We start from the raw sequence: 19,588 nt of genomic DNA on the forward strand, positions 1-19,588 counted from the left end.
CGATACGGTTTAGATACGGGGCTGACTCTTTATCGTCTCGGCTGATTAGTTATTGACATGAATTAGCGAGACGATCGCTTCCAGTGACGTCAAGTATTGATCGGCCAGCGCAAACCGAGGATCCTGCTGGTGCGCGTTCACAACAAATGTCGTCATTGATGCGGCTTTGGCTGCAATCATGCCGGTGACACTATCTTCAATCACAAGACATTGATCGGGCGAAACATCGAGTTTTTGCGCAGCACTTAAATAAACGGCAGGATGCGGCTTACCGTAATCTTCATCTTCGGCACTACAAATTTGGCTAAAGTACGTTTCTATCTCAAGACGCTGAAGCACGGCTTGAATAATTTCCGGCCCGGATGAGGTCGCTAAACCAATGCGATAGCCCGCCTGTTTCAGCGCATTCAACAGTTGATGAACACCCGGCAGTGCATGACCATGCGCCCTCACCTGAACAATCAGTTTTTCTAGGATTTGCTGCGCCAGAATCACCGGATCAATCTGAAGCTGACAACGTTGACACCAAGTCGAAGCAATCGCGTCTAACCGTTTTCCCATGGTGTACTGAATACATGCTTCAACCGTGATTTCAGCACCATAAGTAGCCAGCGTTTCAATCTGTGCCTGCCGCCAGAACGGTTCTGAATCAATTAATACGCCATCCATATCAAAAATAACTGCTTTATATGGCAATGCCATCTGCTGTCTCTCCTCTGTTTACCGGGATTTGAAATGTAAAAAGCCAGCAAAATGCTGGCTTAAATTGATTGTTCGACGATGGGGAAAACTTAAAGAAAATGGAATGTAGCATTCAGATTGAAAGTTTTCATGTCATTGTCACCCATGACATAGGTTTGGTAGCTGGCACCGACAGAAATCGGCCCCATCATGAAGTATTCCACACCGACACCGTACATCAGGTCAACACCATCATCCACTTTGGCACCATTCACCTTTTCATCCCAGGCATGCAGGCCACCTTTGGCATAGACATGGAGCGGGCCAAAATCGATGCTTGGCTTAATCGCAAAATAACCAGTCGTCGCTTCTGTTTTATTGGTTGGCGAGACATCAATCTCTTCAAACTTTGTAAAACCGGCTTCTAAACCAATCAATGGCAGAATACCTGTGCCGACATGAATATTGTAGGCTGTACCATGTTCACCTTTAAAGTCAGATTGTCCAACGGAAGCGCCGCCATAAATCCATGAATCTGCAAAGGCAGATGTTGATGCACCCAAAAGTGCCAATCCAATTAATGTTTTTTTCATGATGAACCTTCTCTACTTTTTCATCGGTGATCATACGATTGGTGATCGTACTACTGGTGTTCATACTGTTGTTGTTTATAGCTGTTGATGTTCATAACTGCTGGTGTTCATACACAAGCGGCATAAAATTGCCTGCGCTCGCCAAAAAACTAACAGAGTTCTCTGTAATCATCTGTTTCATGCAAAAATTGAACCAAAATTAACATTCGCTGATGGCATTCTTGATCCGCTTATCCGAAACGGGATAAGGCGTGCCAAGTTGTTGGGCAAAAAAGCTCACCCTTAACTCTTCAATCATCCAGCGGATCGCTTTAACATTTTCGGGAATCGAAGCACCTTGCGGAATTTTGTTCAATAATTCCCGATAATCTTGCGTCACCGCTTCTATTTTCAGCATATGGAGTCGATCTTTGTTGGGATCGATGGGTAATTTTTCTAATCGACGCTCGATAGCCTTCATATACCTTAGGATATCCGGGAGCTTTTTCCAACCGCATTCCGTGGCAAAGCCTTTGAAGATCAGGCTTTCAATTTGCGCTTTGATATCAGAAAGTGCAAATGCCATCGTAAAATCGACTTTCCCTTTCAGTTTTTTGTTGATTTGATACGCAGTCGTCAAAATTTCTTCAACTTGTTTTGCAATATCAACGACCGTATCGCCCAATTCACCGCGAACGTACTCTTTCAACGCTTCAAACGCCTCGGCCTGCCAGACTAATCCGCCTTGCCCATCGATAAGCTTGTCGATCCCACAGGCAATGCAGTCATCAATCAGATCCAACACTTTGCCGTATGGATTGAAATAGAGTCCGAGTTTCGATTTGTTCGGTAAGTTAGCGTGCAAATATTTCACCGGAGACGGCACATTGAGCAAAATTAATCGCCGCTCTCCTGCTCGCATGGCGCGTTGTTGCTCTTGCTCGGTCTCAAATAACTGAATGGCAACACTGTCTTTTTCGTCAACCAGAGCCGGATAGGCTCTGACATCGAAGCCACCTTTTTTCTGCTGATAGACCAGAGGAAGCTCACCGAAACTCCAGGTATGCAGACCTTTCTGTTCGATATCATCATCGGCAACCTGAGACAGGGTCTCCTTGACTTTGTCTTTCAGGCTCTCTTTTAACGTGAATAAGTCTTTATTTTCCCGTAGCTTTCTATGACGATGATCGACGGCTCTGAATGTGATTCGCAGGTGCTCCGGGAGCTGATCGACTTGCCAGTCTTCCCGCAGAATGGTCACCCCGGTCATTCGTTTCAGCTCTTTTTCCAGTGCATCCAATAATGGCAGTTCCATCGGCGTCGTCCGGGCCAAAAAGGCATCTGCGTAGTTCGGCGCCGGCACAAAATTCTTGCGCAATGTTTTCGGCAACGATTTGATCAAATTGACCACGAGTTCATGGCGCAGCCCGGGGATCTGCCAGTCAAACCCCATCGGTTCAATTTGGTTCAATACGGCCAACGGGATATGAACCGTGACACCGTCACTATCATCACCAGGTTCAAATTGATAGCTAAGCTTCAGCTTGATGCCATTCTGATGCCAGAAATTCGGATAATCGAGTTCGGTCACATGGCTGGCATCACCTTTGAACAACATCTCTTTTTCAAAATGGAGATATTCCGGATTCTCCCGGCTGGTCTTTTTCCACCATGTATCAAAGTGACGGCCAGAGACAACTTCCGTACCGACGCGCTGATCATAAAATTGAAACAAGGACTCATCATCAATCAGAATGTCCCGGCGTCTCGATTTATGTTCCAGCTCTTCCACTTCTTGTAACAGCTTGCGGTTTTGTTTGAAGAAAGCGTGTTTAGTCTCCCACTCACCTTCTACCAGCGCACTCCGAATGAAGATTTCCCGGCTCAAGACTGCATCAATCGGGCCGTAGTTCACCAGACGTTTGGCAACAATCGGTACACCAAACAAGGTCACTTTCTCATCAGCCATCACCGCTGCGCGCTTTTTCGACCAATGCGGCTCACTATAGCTCCGTTTGATCAAGTGTTGTGCCAGCGGCTCAATCCACTCCGGTTGAATCTTCGCCACCACTCTGGCCCAAAGTTTCGAGGTTTCCACCAGCTCAGCCGACATCACCCATTTCGGTTGCTTCTTAAACAGGCCGGAAGCCGGGAAAATATGAAAACGAGCGTTTCTCGCCCCGTGGTACTCTTTCTCTTCCTGATCTTTGATCCCGATATGAGACAGTAAACCAACCAGAATCGAGGTGTGAACTCCCTGATAACTGCCGGGTTCCTCATTCAGTTTCAGCCCCAAGTCATGCATACTTTGATGCAATTGAAAATAGACATCCTGCCATTCGCGAATGCGCAGATAATTCAGATAATCGCTTTTACACTGACGTCTGAACTGATTACTACTCAGAGCCTTTTGTTGTTGTTTGATATAATCCCATAGATGAACAAAGGTCAGAAAATCAGAGTCTTCATGGTAAAAACGACGGTGTTTTTCATCGGCTGACTGCTGTTTCTCCGAAGGACGCTCTCGGGGATCCTGAATCGACAAAGCCGCCGAGATAATCATCACTTCTTTCAGACATCCCCATTTCGGCGCTTCAAGCACCATACGGGCGAGCCGCGGATCAATAGGAAGACGCGACAACTTTTGTCCAATCTCGGTCAACTGTTTTTTGCGTTCCTGAGTTTGCGTCTGAATCGCGCCTAACTCTTCAAGCAGCCGAACCCCATCTTGAATATTTCGCTTATCCGGGGCTTCCACAAAGGGGAATGCCTCAATGTCACCGAGCCCCAAGGCGGTCATCTGCAAAATGACCGATGCCAGATTGGTTCTGAGAATTTCGGGATCGGTAAACTCCGGACGAGATTGAAAATCATCTTCAGAATAAAGCCGGATACAAATCCCGGCTTCAACCCGGCCACAACGCCCTTTACGCTGATTGGCGCTGGCCTGAGAAACGGGCTCAATCGGTAGACGTTGGACTTTAGTGCGGTAACTATAACGACTGATGCGGGCGGTCCCCGGATCAATCACGTATTTAATCCCCGGCACCGTCAGCGATGTTTCAGCAACGTTGGTCGCCAAAACAATTCTCCGCCCGCTGTGGGATTGAAAAATCCGATTCTGCTCACCCGCAGAGAGACGCGCATACAAAGGCACAATTTCAGTATGTTTGAGGTTGCGCTTGCTCAAGGCATCGGCGGTATCCCTGATCTCACGTTCCCCGTTCATAAAGATCAGGATATCACCCGGCCCTTCATCACTCAGCTCATCAACAGCTTCAAAAATACCGTCGAGCTGATCACGCTCACTCTCATCTTCACCGGCTAAGGGACGATAACGGGTATCAACCGGATACGTTCTGCCGGATACTTCAATGATCGGGGCGCTGTCAAAGTGCTGGGAGAAACGTTCAGGATCGATCGTCGCCGACGTGATAATCACTTTCAGATCAGGACGCTTCGGCAACAACTGTTTTAAATAGCCGAGAATGAAATCAATATTCAGACTCCGCTCATGGGCTTCATCGATAATGATCGTATCGTACTGATTGAGAAATCGATCATGCTGAATTTCAGCCAGCAGTATCCCGTCCGTCATCAATTTAATCTGAGTCTGATCGGATATCTGATCATTAAAACGCACTTTATAACCGACGAAATCGCCGAGTGAAGTTTTGGTTTCTTCAGCAATCCGGGCCGCGACAGAGCGTGCGGCTAATCGACGCGGTTGTGTATGACCAATCACCCCATATGTGCCACGCCCCAATTCAGCACAGATCTTCGGCAACTGTGTGGTTTTCCCTGAGCCGGTTTCACCCGCCACAATCACGACCTGATGCTTTTCAATTGCTTGGGCAATATCATCTCGTTTCTGACTCACAGGCAAAATCTCCGGGTACTCTAATACCGCAGAGGTTTGCTGTCTGAGCTCGGCTGCCATCATCGATTTGGCAATGTCCTGAGCGATTTCATCAAAAACGGCCTGTTTGGCGTTGGGGTTGTTAATTTTACTGGCCCCCTGAATCCGTTTACTCAGGCGGAACCGATCTTTGAGCATACATTGTTTCAATGCATGACGCAGAGTTCCCAGAGTATTGGCCTGTGCCTGAGGGGGTTGGGTATGTGGCTGTGACGACGTCAAAGCGAATCCTATTGTATACTTGATTAAAACTGGCCGGATTGTATCACTGTCAGGCCATGACACCAAAAACTCCTTGGTTTTCATCATCAGGCTGACAAGACAGTTCTCACTCCAATCTGGTGCAGGTGCGACGTTTTTGATGTATATTTCGTTTGATGTCAGACATGCAGGTGAGACCCGAGATAACGTGAAAGCTTCTGAATTGATTCATATACTGAATGCCCTGCCCAATGATCCGGAAATCGTGACCGGAGAAACGTGGCTTCCGGAACGTTTGCTGCACGCCAAATGTCTTGATGATTTGTTGTTTTGTCAGTTTGATAATGCGCCGGAAGAAAATGAGGGGGACGAAGAAGGCCGAGGATTCGTCGATCATGAACTGTCGCTGATGAAAAGTCATATCATGCAGATTTTTACGGAAAAAGCACCTTTGGAACATAAGCGGGATGCGATTCTGGCTTTGATTCTTTATGCGCATGAACACTCGTCATCGGATGTGGTCGAAATGCTTGAACAGATCAGCCTGCAAGAAAATAGTTTGCAGGAAAGCAGTTTGCAGGAAAACCATTTTCATGAAAGCAATGTTCATGAAAACAATGTCCATGAAAACAATGTTCATGAAAACAATGTCCAGGAAAATAATATTCAAGCAAACCATCTTCAAGCAAACGATCAAGAAACTTAATTCCGTCACGTCAGCGAAGTGCGTTGTCAGCGCTCCAATTTTCCTGTCTCAATTAACTGCGCAAAGAAATCATTCATCGTCACCGACAATGGCCGATATTTCAGCCCCAGTTCCCCAATACTTTTGGTATTGTTGCCTTTCCAGGCGTAGCCGACATTTTGCGCAATACTTTTCCGAGTCATCGCAGGGTTGAGCAGCGGCCCAAACAACCAGACCAGCCATTTCGGCAATACGCGTTTAGGTAGCGGATAGTGCTTGCCGTATTTGGGCAACAGCTGACGCGTCATTTCAAGTAATGTGGTGTTACAACCAGAGATGATATATCGACCTCGGGCATGAGCAGTATAAGCGGCTGATAAATGGGCTTCAGCAACATCCCGAACATCAACAACTCCGACCCCCCAGTCCGGCACACCGGCTTTCATGGAACCATCCCCCATCTGACGAATAATATGAAAACTTTCAGAGGTTATATCAGAGGTGACAGCCGGCCCCATCACCAGAGAAGGATTAATGACAACCAATGCCCATTGTTGCTGAGCCTCCGCGATACGCCATGCTTCTTTTTCAGCTTCGGTTTTAGAATATGAATATGGATTATGCTCCAAAGAGCTGGAATGATTCCAGATTTCTTCAGTCACCATACCATGTTCTAAGTTTAACAAATCAGCATTATCGCCATAGATGGCGGCACAACTGCTGGTCAGCACAACACGCTGTACTGACGGCGTTAAAGTTGCCTGACTCAGTACATTGCGCGTGCCTTGCACGGCTGGCGCAATCAGTTCACTTTGCGGATCGCTGACCAGAAGCCGAAACGGAGACGCGGTGTGAAAGACGACTCGACAACCTTGCATCGCTTCAGCATATGACCCGTCATCGAGTAAATTGGCCTGAAAATAGCGAAGCGTTCCCGGTGCCGTGCGCGCGATTTGGTTGAGAGCGTTGAGTTTGTCCTGCTCCCTCAAATCACGAACTGTCGCGTGTACTGTTACACCGGATTCAAGTAAGCGTTTTATCAGCCACCCAGCCACATATCCTGTCGCGCCAGTGACAAGTACCGGCCATTTACGGTCAATGCGATACATAATTCAATCGAACCCATCTAAACAGGATGTAGACATTGCAATGCCACGCCAAAATACACGAAACGCCTCCCGAAATATTTCTTCTCTCTCATGCCGGGAATATTGTTTCCGGTTCGTATATGCCACCAGCGCATGAAGGTAACTTTGCACATTGATACAGATCAGTTCGGGAGAAGTCGGATGGAGTATGCCGATCTGCTGAGCATCTTTGAGTTTGTCGTACATCGGCACCCATAACTCTTCTGCATACTGGTGTGCAGTTTCACCCAATAACTGCGAGGCATTCAGGACATTCATTGTCCGGTATTCGGTCAAATGATCATAAGACCAGTGCGCAAAAGCAATCCATTGGGTAAAACAGACATCGAAGACCGAAGCAGAGAAATCAACATAACTCAAAATGACATCAGCCATGTTTCGCTTGACAAAGATATAGACCTCATCGATCAACATTTGCTTGGTCTCAAAATGATTAAACAGCGTGCCATTGGAAACACCGGCCTCTTTCGCAATCGCCGCCGTCGAGACTCCACCGCCATCCTGAGCGAATAAACGAATCGCGGCTTCAATGATCTGACGTTTCTTGGTATTCATCAAAAACAAAACTTTTAGAGTGACTAGTCACTCTAAAATAATGCAGAAGTACCAATGGCGTCAATCATTATTTAATTGAGAATCATTTGCACCTTGCAAGTCACTGCTTACCTTTCAAACCGCACTTTACTTCTCAAACCACATTTGTAGCAAAACTCATACGGTGGCGCTGAAAATGAACCGGATCGCACTTTGGCGGTCAAAATGTCATTGGCAGTCAAAATATCAAAAGAGCATCAATGGGGTTTGCAAGATGGTTTCATTGACCCAGAAGATGACATTGCATAGTCTTTGCCAAATGCAGTTGGGTATAAAATAATCAATATCGACCGGATCACGTTTATTTTCTGCTGATCCTATGATATTTCTTACGGCTGATAATCAAGCGCTTCTGTGAGGAAAATATGTTTAATACCATTACATCGCTTTTTAAAGAACTACTTGAAGGTCAAGATCTCGGTCATCATGAAGACAGTCCGCAACTGGCAATCGCTTGCCTGCTGACTGAGGTGTCCGGGGCTGACCACGACATATCCGGACCAGAAAAAGATGCGCAAACTCAGCTTCTCATCAAACTGTGTCAACTGACTCACCCCGAAGCTGACAACCTATTAAAACAGGCTGCACAACAAGTTAAAGATTCCGTTTCGCTCTATGATTTTACATCCCAACTGCGAGCGTTATCTCAAGAAAGACGTTTTGAACTGATCCGTGCTATGTGGGAAGTCGCCAATGCCGATGATTACATCGACCCATTTGAAGATGCGGTGATTCGTAAGACCGCAGAGCTTTTATATGTTGATCACCGTGAATTTATCCGAGCAAAATTAACCGTGACTGAGCATAAGTCTTAACGGGCAATCGTTCTTCACGGAATTAGCTGCGATTTTTCGTCACGATCAACGTAACTCACGAACATCCATCCATTTTATGATAAAAGTCGAACATCCCTGTTCGACCTCTTCTGTTTAGTCTCTACACACCCGCCATCCTGATTGCTCCTATGATGAGGATTGTTTTTACAAAAGTATCAACTGAGGCTATGCTGCTTTTGCTTTTTCTTTTTCTTTCTATTTTTCTAATAAAGGATTCCTAAAGATGTGGATTCTTGTGACACTCTTTGCCGCAACCTGCCAATCGCTCCGAACTGCTTATCAAAAAACATTGTCTCAAGAGCAAGGCTTTTTACACGCAACCATGGCACGCTCGTTGTACGGCTTACCCATTGTGAGTGTTTATTTATTGATCTGCTGGCATTTCGTCGGGCAAGTCACCTTACCGTCCGTCGGGCTATTTTTGGGATATGCGTCCGTTTGTGCCATTGCGCAAGTCCTCGCCACCTACCTGATGCTACGCGTTTTTCAGTCCGGCAGTTTTGCGTTAGGGACACTTCTGGCAAAAACAGAAGCGGTACTTGCCGCCCTGATTGGTATTCCGCTGTTACACAACTCGCTGAATCTGATTGCATGGAGCGGTATAGCACTGGGCGTCATGGGGACGTTAGTCATGAGTGTCCGACTGAGTAATTTACGGCATATACATAAAGATATGTCACTACTGGCCGGGCTGGGCAGTGGATTCTGTTTTGCGATCACATCAGTGACAGCGTCACTTGCCAGTCATTCACTGCAAGGCTCGATTATTACCAGCGCGGGTGTCACCATCTGGTACGTCCTTGCGCTGCAATCGGTACTCTTATGTGGTCTGCAAATCTATCGCAGCCGTGATTACTTAACACCGGTGAAACAGTCTTTTTTGCTCAGTAGCAAAGTGGGCATTCTCAGTTCAATGGGATCGATCGGTTGGTTCACCGGATTTGCCCTGATTAATCCGGCACTGGTCAAAACGCTGGGGCAAATCGAGATTCTCGGCACACTATACTTTTCCAAGCGTCGCTTCCATGAACGGATGGCCTTACAGCAATGGCTCGGTGGCAGCATGATTATCGGTAGTGTCATATTGGTCGCGATTGCAACGCTCCTATAAAAAATTGCAACGCTCCTATAAGACGAAAGCAACTAACACGAAAGCAACGCGATAAAACGATCACGCGATAAAAAAAGCAATGCGGTGAGCCGGTACATTGCTTCCTCGCACCACAAATGACTCGCGTTATAACATGGTCAACGCCAGTTTCGCGAGATTATAGGCGTCAACATAGCCGGAATGCTGACGCCCTTCCCACGGAATCCCTGCCGACTCTTGAGCCGTCCGGTGTCCGATGCGATTTTCTTTCATTCGGTGTTGAATCCGGTACAAGGTTGCCAGATTAATAAACTCATGAATTGGTGAGTCGATGCCTTTCTGCTCGCACTCTTGTTGCAAAATCAGATCATCCCGGCCCCAAGCCATATACACTTTCTTGGTTGAACCAAAGTTTTTGATCATCGACTGAATCACCTGCGCCAGCGGTCGCCCCTGTTTTTCCAATTTACGCGGCGTAATTCCGGTCAATTCAGCGCAGAATAAAGACACCTCATCCTGTTCCGGCAGAACATAATACTGGGCTCTTTTGACGATTTTACCTTCATCCAGTGCAATTTCAGCTAAACCGATTTCAATAATTTCTCCGGTTGTGCCGACACCGTTTTCATTCCAACAACACATTTCCAGATCGAAGCAGACTACCCGATTGCAGTTCATAACCTATATACCCAGTATTTCGCTCAAACCCGTGATCATAATGAAATAATCGCAAAAAGCGAACCACGGATACTACACCCCGAACAGGATGCACAAATAATCAGCGAACAAGCGCCTGATAACGGCAAATCCAGAGAGTTCATTCATGGATTGATGGCCTTTTGTGTTAAGATTTGCGCCACTATTTTAATGTAGCAGAGAATTACATATGACCTTCGATCTAAACACAATACCGACGAGTTTCGACATGCTTCATGCCATTCTGGCCCTGTGTGCCATCGTTTTATTCATTTTAGTCATTAGCCGCCGGGCAAAAGTTGTCGAAAAAATTGTGGAAACACCCGTCGAAACCGTCGTTGAAAAACCGGTTGAAAAGATTGTCGAAGTAGAAAAAGTCGTTGAAGTTGAAAAAGTCGTGGAGAAAGTCGTTGAATCCAAGCTGGCAACAACATCAACGGACTCTGCCTTACAAATACTTGCTCTGTTCCAGAAAGAAGCCAGATTGGTCGATTTTCTCAATGAAGATATCATCCACTATTCCGATGAAGAAGTGGGTGCCGCAGCACGCGTGATCCACAGCGGTGGTAAGAAAGTGCTCGATGACTATCTCAGTCTGCAACCGGTTCGTGACGAAGCAGAAGAAAGCAACATTACGATTGAAGCGGATTTCAACCCACAAGCCATTCGTCTGACGGGACATGTCACCGGTCATGCACCTTATCAGGGCCTGTTGGTGCACAAAGGCTGGCAAGTCACCGCAATCCATCTTCCTCAAATCGCACCAGACTATGATGCATCAATTATTGCGCCAGCAGAGGTGGAACTGTAATGGAACAACATGCGCGTTACTGTGTCGGGATCGATCTCGGAACCACTCATAGTGTGCTGTCTTATGTGGATATGCATGCTGAACCCCCGCAGGTCACGGTATTATCTATTCCACAAATGACCGCACCGGGGACGGTTGAATCATTACCTCAGTTAGGCTCATTTATCTATCAACCCCATGAACATGAAATGTCACCCAGTGCACGGATTCTCCCTTGGAGTGATGAGCCGCAAGCATTGGTCGGGGCAATCGCCCGTCAGTTAGGCAGCAAAACCCCGATTCGCCTCATCGCCAGTGCCAAATCCTGGCTGTGTCATGGTGGCGTTAACCGTCGTGATGCGTTCTTGCCGGCCGGTAGTCCGGATGATGTCAGTAAGCTGTCGCCACTACAGGCCACCGAACTGTATCTCGAACACTTACAAAACGCCTGGAACCATCAGTTTCCCCAGTATCCTTTGGCTGAACAGGATGTCACCATCACGATTCCGGCCTCGTTTGACCCGGCAGCACGCGACTTCACCGCTGAAGCCGCCAAAAATATCGGCCTCAACCGCCGGACACTGCTGGAAGAGCCTCAAGCAGCACTCTATAGCTGGATTGATGCGAATGGCGAGTCATGGCGTGACCGTGTCAATGTCGGTGATGTGGTCCTGGTCGTCGATATCGGCGGCGGAACAACCGATTTATCGCTTGTTGAAGTCAAAGAAAGTGACGGTCATCTGGTTCTGGAGCGGGTTGCTGTCGGTGAACATATTCTTCTGGGCGGGGACAATATGGATCTCGCCCTCGCCTATCGTCTGAAAATGAAACTGGCGCAAAATGGTCAAGAACTGCAAGCGTGGCAAATTCAGGCGCTCACCCACGCCTGTCGTGATGCCAAAGAAGCCCTGCTCAACGATGCAGAGCTGGCTGAAGTACCCATTGTTGTACCGAGCAGAGGCTCGAAACTGTTCGGTTCGACGTTGAAAACCGAACTGACCCAACAAGAGGTCCGTCAGACGCTGGTCGATGGCTTCTTCCCCCAAGTTGGGGTTGATGAACTGCCTCAGCAAAGAGCCCGGGGCGCACTGACGCAAATGGGGCTGCCCTATGCGCAAGATGCCGGAATTACGCGCCATGTAGCTGCATTTTTAACCAAGCAAGCAAGTGCATCCACTGACACAACAGATACCATGATGCCGTTTGGCGGAATTCCCGGTCTGGAAGCGGCCAATGCACCGACTTTTATCCAACCCAGCGCGATTTTACTCAATGGCGGTGTGCTCAAATCGACGTTACTGACAGAACGTTTGCTGACCACCATCAATCGCTGGCTGACCGATGCCGGTGCCGAGCCCGCTCGTACGCTGACTGGCATTCACCTGGATCTGGCGGTGTCTCAGGGCGCGGCGTATTACGGTGCGGTTCGTCAGGGAAGTGGCGTCAGAATTCGCGGCGGATTAGCCAGTGCTTATTATGTCGGGATTGAAAGTGCGATGCCGGCAATTCCGGGCATGGCACCACCACTGGAAGCCATGTGTGTCGCCCCGTTCGGAATGGAAGAAGGCGCCAGTGTCACCATCAACCAGCGGGAGTTCGGTTTGGTGATCGGTCAACCGGTTCACTTCCAGTTTTTCGGTTCAACGGTTCGGCGCGATGACTCAGCCGGCACCCAACTGGAGACGTGGTCTGGCGATGAACTTCAGGAACTCCCAGAGATTCAAGTGACACTCCCCGTCACCGAAGGCCGCCAAAACGGCCAGATTGTTCCGGTCACGCTCGCCGCCCGGGTCACCGAAGTGGGCACGTTGTATCTAGAAGCAATTGCCACCGATAACGGCCAGAAATGGCATGTCGAGTTTGATGTACGTGAAGGATAACTATGGCGACACAACATTATTTAGTCGGCATCGATTTGGGCACAACCAATACGGTTGTGGCCTATTGCGAGAACGGCCAGAATCTATCTGAATGTCCGATCCGGCTTTTCGAAATCGACCAACTCATCGGCCCCGGTGAAGTCGCCCGTAGACCGACCCTGCCCTCGTTTCGTTTTCATCCGGCACAAGGACAACACCACCCGACGGATACTGCACTCCCTTGGACGCATCAGCCCGTCGCTGGTGATTTCACCCCCGTGATTATCGGAGAATGGGCCAGAGAACTCGGTGCACAGGTTGAAGGACGACAGGTCGTCAGTGCCAAAAGCTGGTTGTCGCATCCTTCGGTTGATCGCTACGAAGCGATTTTACCCTGGGCCGGCACGCAAGATGTCGAAAAAGTTTCTCCGCTGCTCGCCAGCGCCAGTTACCTCAATCATATCCGTCAGGCATGGAATCATCATCATCCGGCCGACCCGCTCGAACAGCAAGATATTGTTGTTACCGTACCTGCTTCATTTGATGAAAGTGCCCGAAAGTTGACACTGGAAGCGGCGGCACTGGCGGGAATGCCTCATGTCAAACTCCTTGAGGAGCCACAGGCCGTTTGTTATGACTGGTATAATCGCTACCAGTCACAAGCAACCACACAGCTCAAAGATGTGTCCGCGATTCTGATTTGCGATGTAGGGGGCGGCACAACCGATCTCAGTCTGATCTCGGCGGCATTGGTACAGGATGCGCTGCAATTAGATCGGGTCGGAGTCGGAGAGCACTTGATGCTCGGTGGTGACAACATCGATCTCGCGCTGGCCCATCTTGCCGAGCAACAATTTGCTCAACGGCATAATCAGACTCAAAAACTAAGTTCGGCGCGCCTGAGTAAACTCATTCAGCAGACCCGCAAAACCAAAGAGAGCTTACTTGCGGCTCAGTCACCGGAATCAGCCAAAATTACCTTATTGGGCAGTGGTTCAAAACTTTTGGGTGGCACCAAAAGTATTCACCTCGATAAAACGCAGGTCCGGCAGATGGCACTGGATGGATTCTTTCCTCACACCACGCTCGATACCCTGCCCGCCCAAAGAAAAGGCGCGGTGCTGGAGTTCGGTCTGCCCTATGCGGCAGATCCTGCGATTACCAAACATATCGCGGCATTTTTAGCGCAGCATCCGGCTTTAACCCGGACAACCGATCAATCGTCAGCCCCACTCGGCCTCCTGCTTAACGGTGGGGTTTTCAATAGCGATCTGATTCAACAGCGGCTCACGCAAGTTTTGTCGGACTGGACCGGACAACCGATCATCCTCCTCGACAATCCTCATCCCGATCTGGCTGTCGCGCTCGGTTCTGTCGGATACCTTAAGGCCTGCCGAGGCGCACAGCTGAAAATCGGTGGCGGGGCCGCACGGTCTTATTTTTTGCATTTAGAACAGCGCAAACAGCAAACCTCTCAGGCGCTCTGCCTGTTAGCCAAAGGGACTGATGAAGGCCACGAGATCCGTTTATCGAGCCGTCGTTTTTCTCTCACCCTTGGCGAGCCGGTTCGTTTTAATCTGCTGACCTCACGACATGATAGCCTCGGTGACGAGTCATCGATTCAAAACGGACAACTGGTTGATGTTGATCCCGACTATTTTTCCCCCTTGCCGCCCTACATTACGTCACTCGAGCGGATGTCTGATCAATCGCTGGCGGCGAATCAAAAAGACCGGGTTGAAGTGTTTCTCTCCACGCAGCTCACGCCAGTCGGTACCTTGCAGCTAGAATGTGTTCAGGTTGATGATGAACAACACCGCTGGCAGTTGGAATTTGAGGTGCGTCATCAGTCACATCATGAAGTCGCCGCATCGTCTGATGTGCCGGGGCTTGCTCAAGCCTGTGAATTGATTACCGGCTTATACAGCGGCAATAAAAACAGTGATTCTCAGGCCGATCCGCGCACACTGAACAAATCACTAACCCAGTCGCTCGGTGACAAAGATGGCTGGGATATCACCACCAACCGCCAGTTATTTGATCGATTGGCTCAAGGCAAGAAAAGACGCCGCCGCTCCGAAGCACACGAAAAAAACTGGCTGCGGCTGGCGGGTTTCACCCTACGTCCGGGATTCGGTGATCCGGTCGATAGTTGGCGTATCGAGCAAATTTGGTCGCTCTATCAGCAAGGCATTCAATTTCAGACCCACCAAACCTGGAGTGACTGGTGGACATTCTGGCGTCGGGTTTGCGGCGGACTCAATCAGGAACAACAAGAAACGATTCTGGCCGATATCGCCAAATACCTTCATCCCGGTGCACATAACAGCAGTAAGCAGGCCAAAGCAGCACAGGAAAAAGGTTATGAAGCGATGGTTCGTCTGGCTGCTTCACTGGAGCATCTGGAAACGGAAGATAAGATATTGCTGGCGAACTGGTTCATCAAACGGGCGCAGCGCCAATCTCAATATGCACAGGCGCATTGGTGGGCCGTCGGCCGTCTCGCGTCAAGAGTGTTACTCTATGGCAGCCAGCATAAAGTCATTCCGAGAACGCAACTCAGTCACTGGTTAGCGGAATTACTGCAACAGGATTGGAAACAAGAACCGATGATCGGTTTTGCAGCCATGATGATGTGCCGGAAAACCGGAGATCGTCAGGTCGATATTGCTGATGAGCTGCGTGCGGCTATCGCGGATAAACTCAAACAAAGCAGAGCACCGCAAAGCTGGCTTGCACTCATTGATGAAGTCAGCCAAGCCTCCGAAAGTGACTCAAAACGCATCTTCGGTGATACCCTGCCGAGTGGATTACTTTTACTTCGCTAGTTCACTGCCCGCAGCCAATACGCGGCATCAATGACAGATGATCAATGGTGAATGGTGAAAACAGAGAGAAACGAGTCAGGACGGTTTCAACCGAAGGGAAACCCGGGCGAAAAACTTCGCCCGGAATCAGTCAATGAATTATTTGACTGAATAACGTTTGAGTAAATCATCTACAACTTTGGTATTCTCTTCCACTACAGTCATACCTTTGATTTCAGGTACACCTGCTCCCATGAAGATATCGCTACTCATTGTGCTGCGATCGATATAATTCACCGGTCCACTGGTACTGAGTTGCGAAGACTGCTCGGCTTGTGCTTCAGCGACTTCAGCCGCGCTGCTAACAACAGTCAGACGTGCTGCGGCAACGTTGTTACTCTCATTCGTCTCTTTTACGACCTGACGATAATCGGCAGAGAGTACAATCATGTAATTACCGGCAGGAAGTGATTTAGGAATGTTAAGCGTGAAGCTGTAACGTGCCCCTGATGGTAGTGCAATCGGAATTTCACCGAAGAGACCTAGCGGCTGACCATTCGCGTCCGCCAGTAAAACGCCTAACGTTGGCGCTGTTCCCGATGTTTGAGGGCATCCCGTGGCAACAGTGGTTTCAACAGAGACTTTGCCGCCAGCAACAACGGTTCCCGGAGAGAGACTTCCTGAAGCAATCAGCCAGTCAGGCGCGTTACAACTGGCAGTAGTGGGCGCATTGTCTACAGCTGCATGTTCTTGTGTTGAAGCCAAAGCTGATTGGCTACTTAGACCAACTGATGCGATAAGCGCGACGAATATAGGTGTTAATTTCATAGTATTTTCTTCCGTTTTTATAGGCTTGTTCAGTTAACGTTAATTAACATTAATGTCCATTTAACAACGAAAGCCAAAATATATTCAAATCCGGTTATTGGATAAAGACAATAACCAACTCAATACATCCCCTGCACGCTGACATTAAAAATAACCAGCATACGGAGTAACAGAGAATAAATTCAACTTCCGCCCCCTTGTCACTCTTTATATTACCCATCCATTAAAATTGATGAATAAAAGCCGATATAGAATGAACAAGCACGTATATTATGTTCTTTAAATATACACACCACAACACCCAATGTTCAACTTGTTGTATAAAAACCTAAAGAGACATTAAAAATGAGAGCATGATCGAATAATATCTGAGATGCTGTTTATAATGATATAAACAACATTTATTGTATTATTCAATTTAATATTAACGCATAGTTTATTCTGATGTAGATCGCTGAATATAAATAGTATCCTTCATCGAAATTATTTAATTACACCGATAGAAGGCCAGTATTCCATTCGGTTTATTCAATTTACCGAATCAAATCGAGGATGCATCGTCAGGGGCTTTAATCCTGCTCATAGTACCTGCTCATGGTACCTGTTCAACAGCCTTTCACTAGCTTGCTGCGGCCAATCAATATCACGGTGATGCAGGCATTCTCTGGGACCAGTGCTTCATCTTGCTGTCAGGCACTCCATTTTTTGTATTGGCAGTGTAAGACGATAGCTCAGCGTATGATGCCCATTATGTGGATATAAAAGACCGAACAACTTATTTTAGATAAGAAAATATGACCATCGGATAAATAAATAATAGCAAAATAAATCGTAATCCATTTTCGTCAACACCTATCTTCTCGATTGATTAAGCTTTTATTTTTCTTATCATTTTAACTAAAAAATTAACACTGTAAAATTGAACGTAGTTTTATCAAAAAAACATCAATAGTCTCCAACAAACAATAGAACCTTATAAAATAAAGTAACGTTCTATCTCAGTTATCAATGTTAATTTTTCTTATCAAATAAGAGAAGGTGTATAAAATATTCACTTATATTGCAATCATTCATTTATACATTATTACATCTGTCATTTGATGTAATTGATACATCGTTAATTATATTGATCTATTTTAATGTAATTTACATATTAGTCATTACATTTATGCAATAAACATTCTCTCTGGCTCTCATTTTTGACCAATGGTGCAATCAAAATTGTTGCAAAATATGACAAAGAAGAGCGCAAAATAAAACGTGTTCCAACGAGATAAATATATCATTCAAAAAAACAGAACCTCACCTTTCAGGCGAACATCAATTCTGAAAGATGGGTTCACTGAGGGAATTCGCGACTATCTCCAATGATACGCTTCAATGATATGCTTCAATGGCACGCATCGATGCCTAGCAAAGAAACATTATCATCATCATGAATGCGTTTGAGTGGCTCGCTTATCCAAATAGGCTTGTTGGATTGCATCTCGGTTGTTCAGATATTCATCGAGCCCTGCTTGTCTTAAGTGACAGGAAGGACATTCGCCGCACCCATCGCCAATCACACCGTTATAGCATGTGAGCGTCTGGTTTCTGACTAACGCTAATGCATCATAATCATCGGCCATTGCCCATGTTTCGGCTTTATTCAGCCACATTAATGGGGTGACGATGTTCATCTTTCGATCCATCCCTTGCACCAGCGCTTGGTTCATGGTTTGGATGAATTCGTTCCGACAATCCGGATAGCCTGAAAAATCTGTTTCACAGACACCGGTAATCACGGACTCAGCACCTATCTGATACGCATAAATGCCTGCCAGTGTCAGGAACAAGATATTTCGGCCGGGCACAAATGAATTGGGTAATCCATTGTCCTGTAACTCATGGGAGACCGGAATATCGTCACGTGTCAGTGAGCTGATCGCTAATTCATTCAGCAAGCCGACATCCATCACTTTATGAGCTTTTACGCCCAACTGGGTCGCTAATTGACGTGCGGTTTCGATCTCAAGCCGGTGCCGCTGGCCGTAATCAAACGTAATCGCATGAACTTCATCATAAGTTTGCAGTGCTTCAACAAGGCAAGTGGTCGAATCTTGTCCGCCACTAAAGACAACAACAGCTTTTTTCATAACAATTCCTCAGGCAATAGCCAGGTATTTATGAGTCTGAACCGATAGACGCCAATTGCGCTCGATACACACCTCAATACATAACTCAGTCGCTCGTGGTTTCTGACTAATCGGTTGTAAAGCAATGATTGTATCATCGGCAACCGGTGTCTGGTGCAGTAAATGATCGAGCTGCTCAATATCCTTACGTGTGCCGACAGGATGCTTAATTTCATTGGCTCGTCGCAAGGCACCTTCCAGCACCGGCAAGCGGCCTTTCATCGCTATTTTTGGTGACACTGTCACCCATGTCTGTGCTGAAGCCCGAACGTCAGCCGTACCACTGGTTTCAATCTGACAATGACACCCGATCGCTTCAAAAGCTTCGGTTAACACGGTCAAATCATACAGACACGGCTCTCCCCCCGTCATCACAATATGTTTCGCTGTATAGCCTTGGCGGTGATAACAATCGATGATCGCCGCTGCGCTCATTGGGCACCAAAGCGGACTATCCTGAGTTTTCACGATGATATCGTCAACAGACCGCTGATCCTGCGGCTCGGTAAACCAAGTATGCTTTGTATCACACCAAGAACACCCGACCGGACACCCCTGTAATCGGACAAAAACAGCAGGCACGCCCGTAAAGACACCCTCACCCTGGATAGTTTGAAAGATTTCATTGACTTTATAAATACTCAAAATGAATCCTAATTCAGCGGTCATATTATGCGAGTCGCAGACCTTAATAGAAGCGTGTCAGAA

Annotated in this window: 15 protein-coding genes; 6 read left to right on the forward strand and 9 right to left on the reverse strand. The window is 47.4% G+C overall.

Annotated elements, in window-relative coordinates; genetic code table 11:
* Positions 1 to 45 precede the first annotated feature (45 nt).
* The 3 genes from hxpB to hrpA form a co-directional block, all read right to left on the reverse strand.
* Positions 46 to 702, reverse strand: a complete 657-nt coding sequence (gene hxpB / locus OCU60_RS09140) for a hexitol phosphatase HxpB (RefSeq protein ID WP_074372582.1) — start codon at positions 700 to 702, stop codon at positions 46 to 48.
* 89 nt (positions 703 to 791) lie between these two features.
* Positions 792 to 1,274: an outer membrane beta-barrel protein gene (locus OCU60_RS09145; protein ID WP_074372583.1), complete on the reverse strand. Its 483-nt coding sequence runs from the start codon at positions 1,272 to 1,274 to the stop codon at positions 792 to 794.
* A gap of 199 nt (positions 1,275 to 1,473) precedes the next feature.
* Complete coding sequence (gene hrpA / locus OCU60_RS09150; RefSeq protein ID WP_074372679.1) at positions 1,474 to 5,394, reverse strand: ATP-dependent RNA helicase HrpA; 3,921 nt, start codon at positions 5,392 to 5,394, stop codon at positions 1,474 to 1,476.
* Between the two features lie 139 nt (positions 5,395 to 5,533).
* On the opposite strand from hrpA, the gene OCU60_RS09155 reads away from it, so the two are divergent.
* Positions 5,534 to 6,079, forward strand: coding sequence for a VC1380 family protein (locus OCU60_RS09155; protein WP_074372584.1), 546 nt, complete (start codon positions 5,534 to 5,536; stop codon positions 6,077 to 6,079).
* Between the two features lie 26 nt (positions 6,080 to 6,105).
* Here the strand turns inward: OCU60_RS09155 and OCU60_RS09160 are convergent, their stop codons facing one another.
* Both OCU60_RS09160 and OCU60_RS09165 read right to left on the reverse strand, forming a co-directional pair.
* Complete coding sequence (locus OCU60_RS09160; RefSeq protein ID WP_074372585.1) at positions 6,106 to 7,167, reverse strand: NAD-dependent epimerase/dehydratase family protein; 1,062 nt, start codon at positions 7,165 to 7,167, stop codon at positions 6,106 to 6,108.
* 3 nt (positions 7,168 to 7,170) lie between these two features.
* Entirely contained in the window at positions 7,171 to 7,761 is a 591-nt protein-coding gene (locus OCU60_RS09165; protein WP_074372586.1) for a TetR/AcrR family transcriptional regulator, read from the reverse strand.
* A 404-nt stretch (positions 7,762 to 8,165) separates the two neighbouring features.
* On the opposite strand from OCU60_RS09165, the gene OCU60_RS09170 reads away from it, so the two are divergent.
* Both OCU60_RS09170 and OCU60_RS09175 read left to right on the forward strand, forming a co-directional pair.
* A complete protein-coding gene (locus OCU60_RS09170) occupies positions 8,166 to 8,615 on the forward strand; it encodes a tellurite resistance TerB family protein (protein WP_074372587.1) in 450 nt (149 codons plus the stop codon).
* A 244-nt stretch (positions 8,616 to 8,859) separates the two neighbouring features.
* Entirely contained in the window at positions 8,860 to 9,747 is an 888-nt protein-coding gene (locus OCU60_RS09175) for an EamA family transporter (RefSeq protein ID WP_074372588.1), read from the forward strand.
* Positions 9,748 to 9,873: 126 nt separating this feature from the next.
* Here the strand turns inward: OCU60_RS09175 and OCU60_RS09180 are convergent, their stop codons facing one another.
* Positions 9,874 to 10,404 (reverse strand): 3'-5' exonuclease, encoded by a 531-nt coding sequence (locus tag OCU60_RS09180; RefSeq protein WP_074372589.1) that lies wholly within the window; start codon positions 10,402 to 10,404, stop codon positions 9,874 to 9,876.
* Positions 10,405 to 10,612: 208 nt separating this feature from the next.
* On the opposite strand from OCU60_RS09180, the gene OCU60_RS09185 reads away from it, so the two are divergent.
* The 3 genes from OCU60_RS09185 to OCU60_RS09195 are packed head-to-tail and all read left to right on the forward strand — an operon-like array spanning position 10,613 to position 15,899.
* Positions 10,613 to 11,233 carry a DUF2760 domain-containing protein gene (locus OCU60_RS09185; RefSeq protein WP_074372590.1) on the forward strand — a complete coding sequence of 207 codons (621 nt, stop codon included), beginning with the start codon at positions 10,613 to 10,615 and terminating at the stop codon, positions 11,231 to 11,233.
* Positions 11,233 to 13,092 carry an Hsp70 family protein gene (locus tag OCU60_RS09190; RefSeq protein WP_074372591.1) on the forward strand — a complete coding sequence of 620 codons (1,860 nt, stop codon included), beginning with the start codon at positions 11,233 to 11,235 and terminating at the stop codon, positions 13,090 to 13,092. The genes OCU60_RS09185 and OCU60_RS09190 overlap by 1 nt, the downstream gene beginning before the upstream one ends.
* A 2-nt stretch (positions 13,093 to 13,094) precedes the next feature.
* Entirely contained in the window at positions 13,095 to 15,899 is a 2,805-nt protein-coding gene (locus OCU60_RS09195) for an Hsp70 family protein (RefSeq protein WP_074372592.1), read from the forward strand.
* A 138-nt stretch (positions 15,900 to 16,037) separates the two neighbouring features.
* On the opposite strand, the gene OCU60_RS09200 is transcribed toward OCU60_RS09195, so the two are convergent.
* From OCU60_RS09200 to queE, 3 genes are all read right to left on the reverse strand, one after another.
* Positions 16,038 to 16,706, reverse strand: a complete 669-nt coding sequence (locus tag OCU60_RS09200) for a CARDB domain-containing protein (protein ID WP_074372593.1) — start codon at positions 16,704 to 16,706, stop codon at positions 16,038 to 16,040.
* 1,433 nt (positions 16,707 to 18,139) lie between these two features.
* The gene (gene queC / locus OCU60_RS09205; RefSeq protein ID WP_074372594.1) at positions 18,140 to 18,841 is read right to left on the reverse strand and encodes a 7-cyano-7-deazaguanine synthase QueC; all 702 of its coding nucleotides are present in this window, start codon (positions 18,839 to 18,841) and stop codon (positions 18,140 to 18,142) included.
* Positions 18,842 to 18,850: 9 nt separating this feature from the next.
* Positions 18,851 to 19,549 carry a 7-carboxy-7-deazaguanine synthase QueE gene (gene queE, locus OCU60_RS09210; RefSeq protein ID WP_083602613.1) on the reverse strand — a complete coding sequence of 233 codons (699 nt, stop codon included), beginning with the start codon at positions 19,547 to 19,549 and terminating at the stop codon, positions 18,851 to 18,853.
* Between the last annotated feature and the right edge of the window lie 39 nt (positions 19,550 to 19,588).

The organism is Vibrio spartinae, from assembly GCF_024347135.1.
Classification (GTDB): Bacteria; Pseudomonadota; Gammaproteobacteria; order Enterobacterales; family Vibrionaceae; genus Vibrio; species Vibrio spartinae.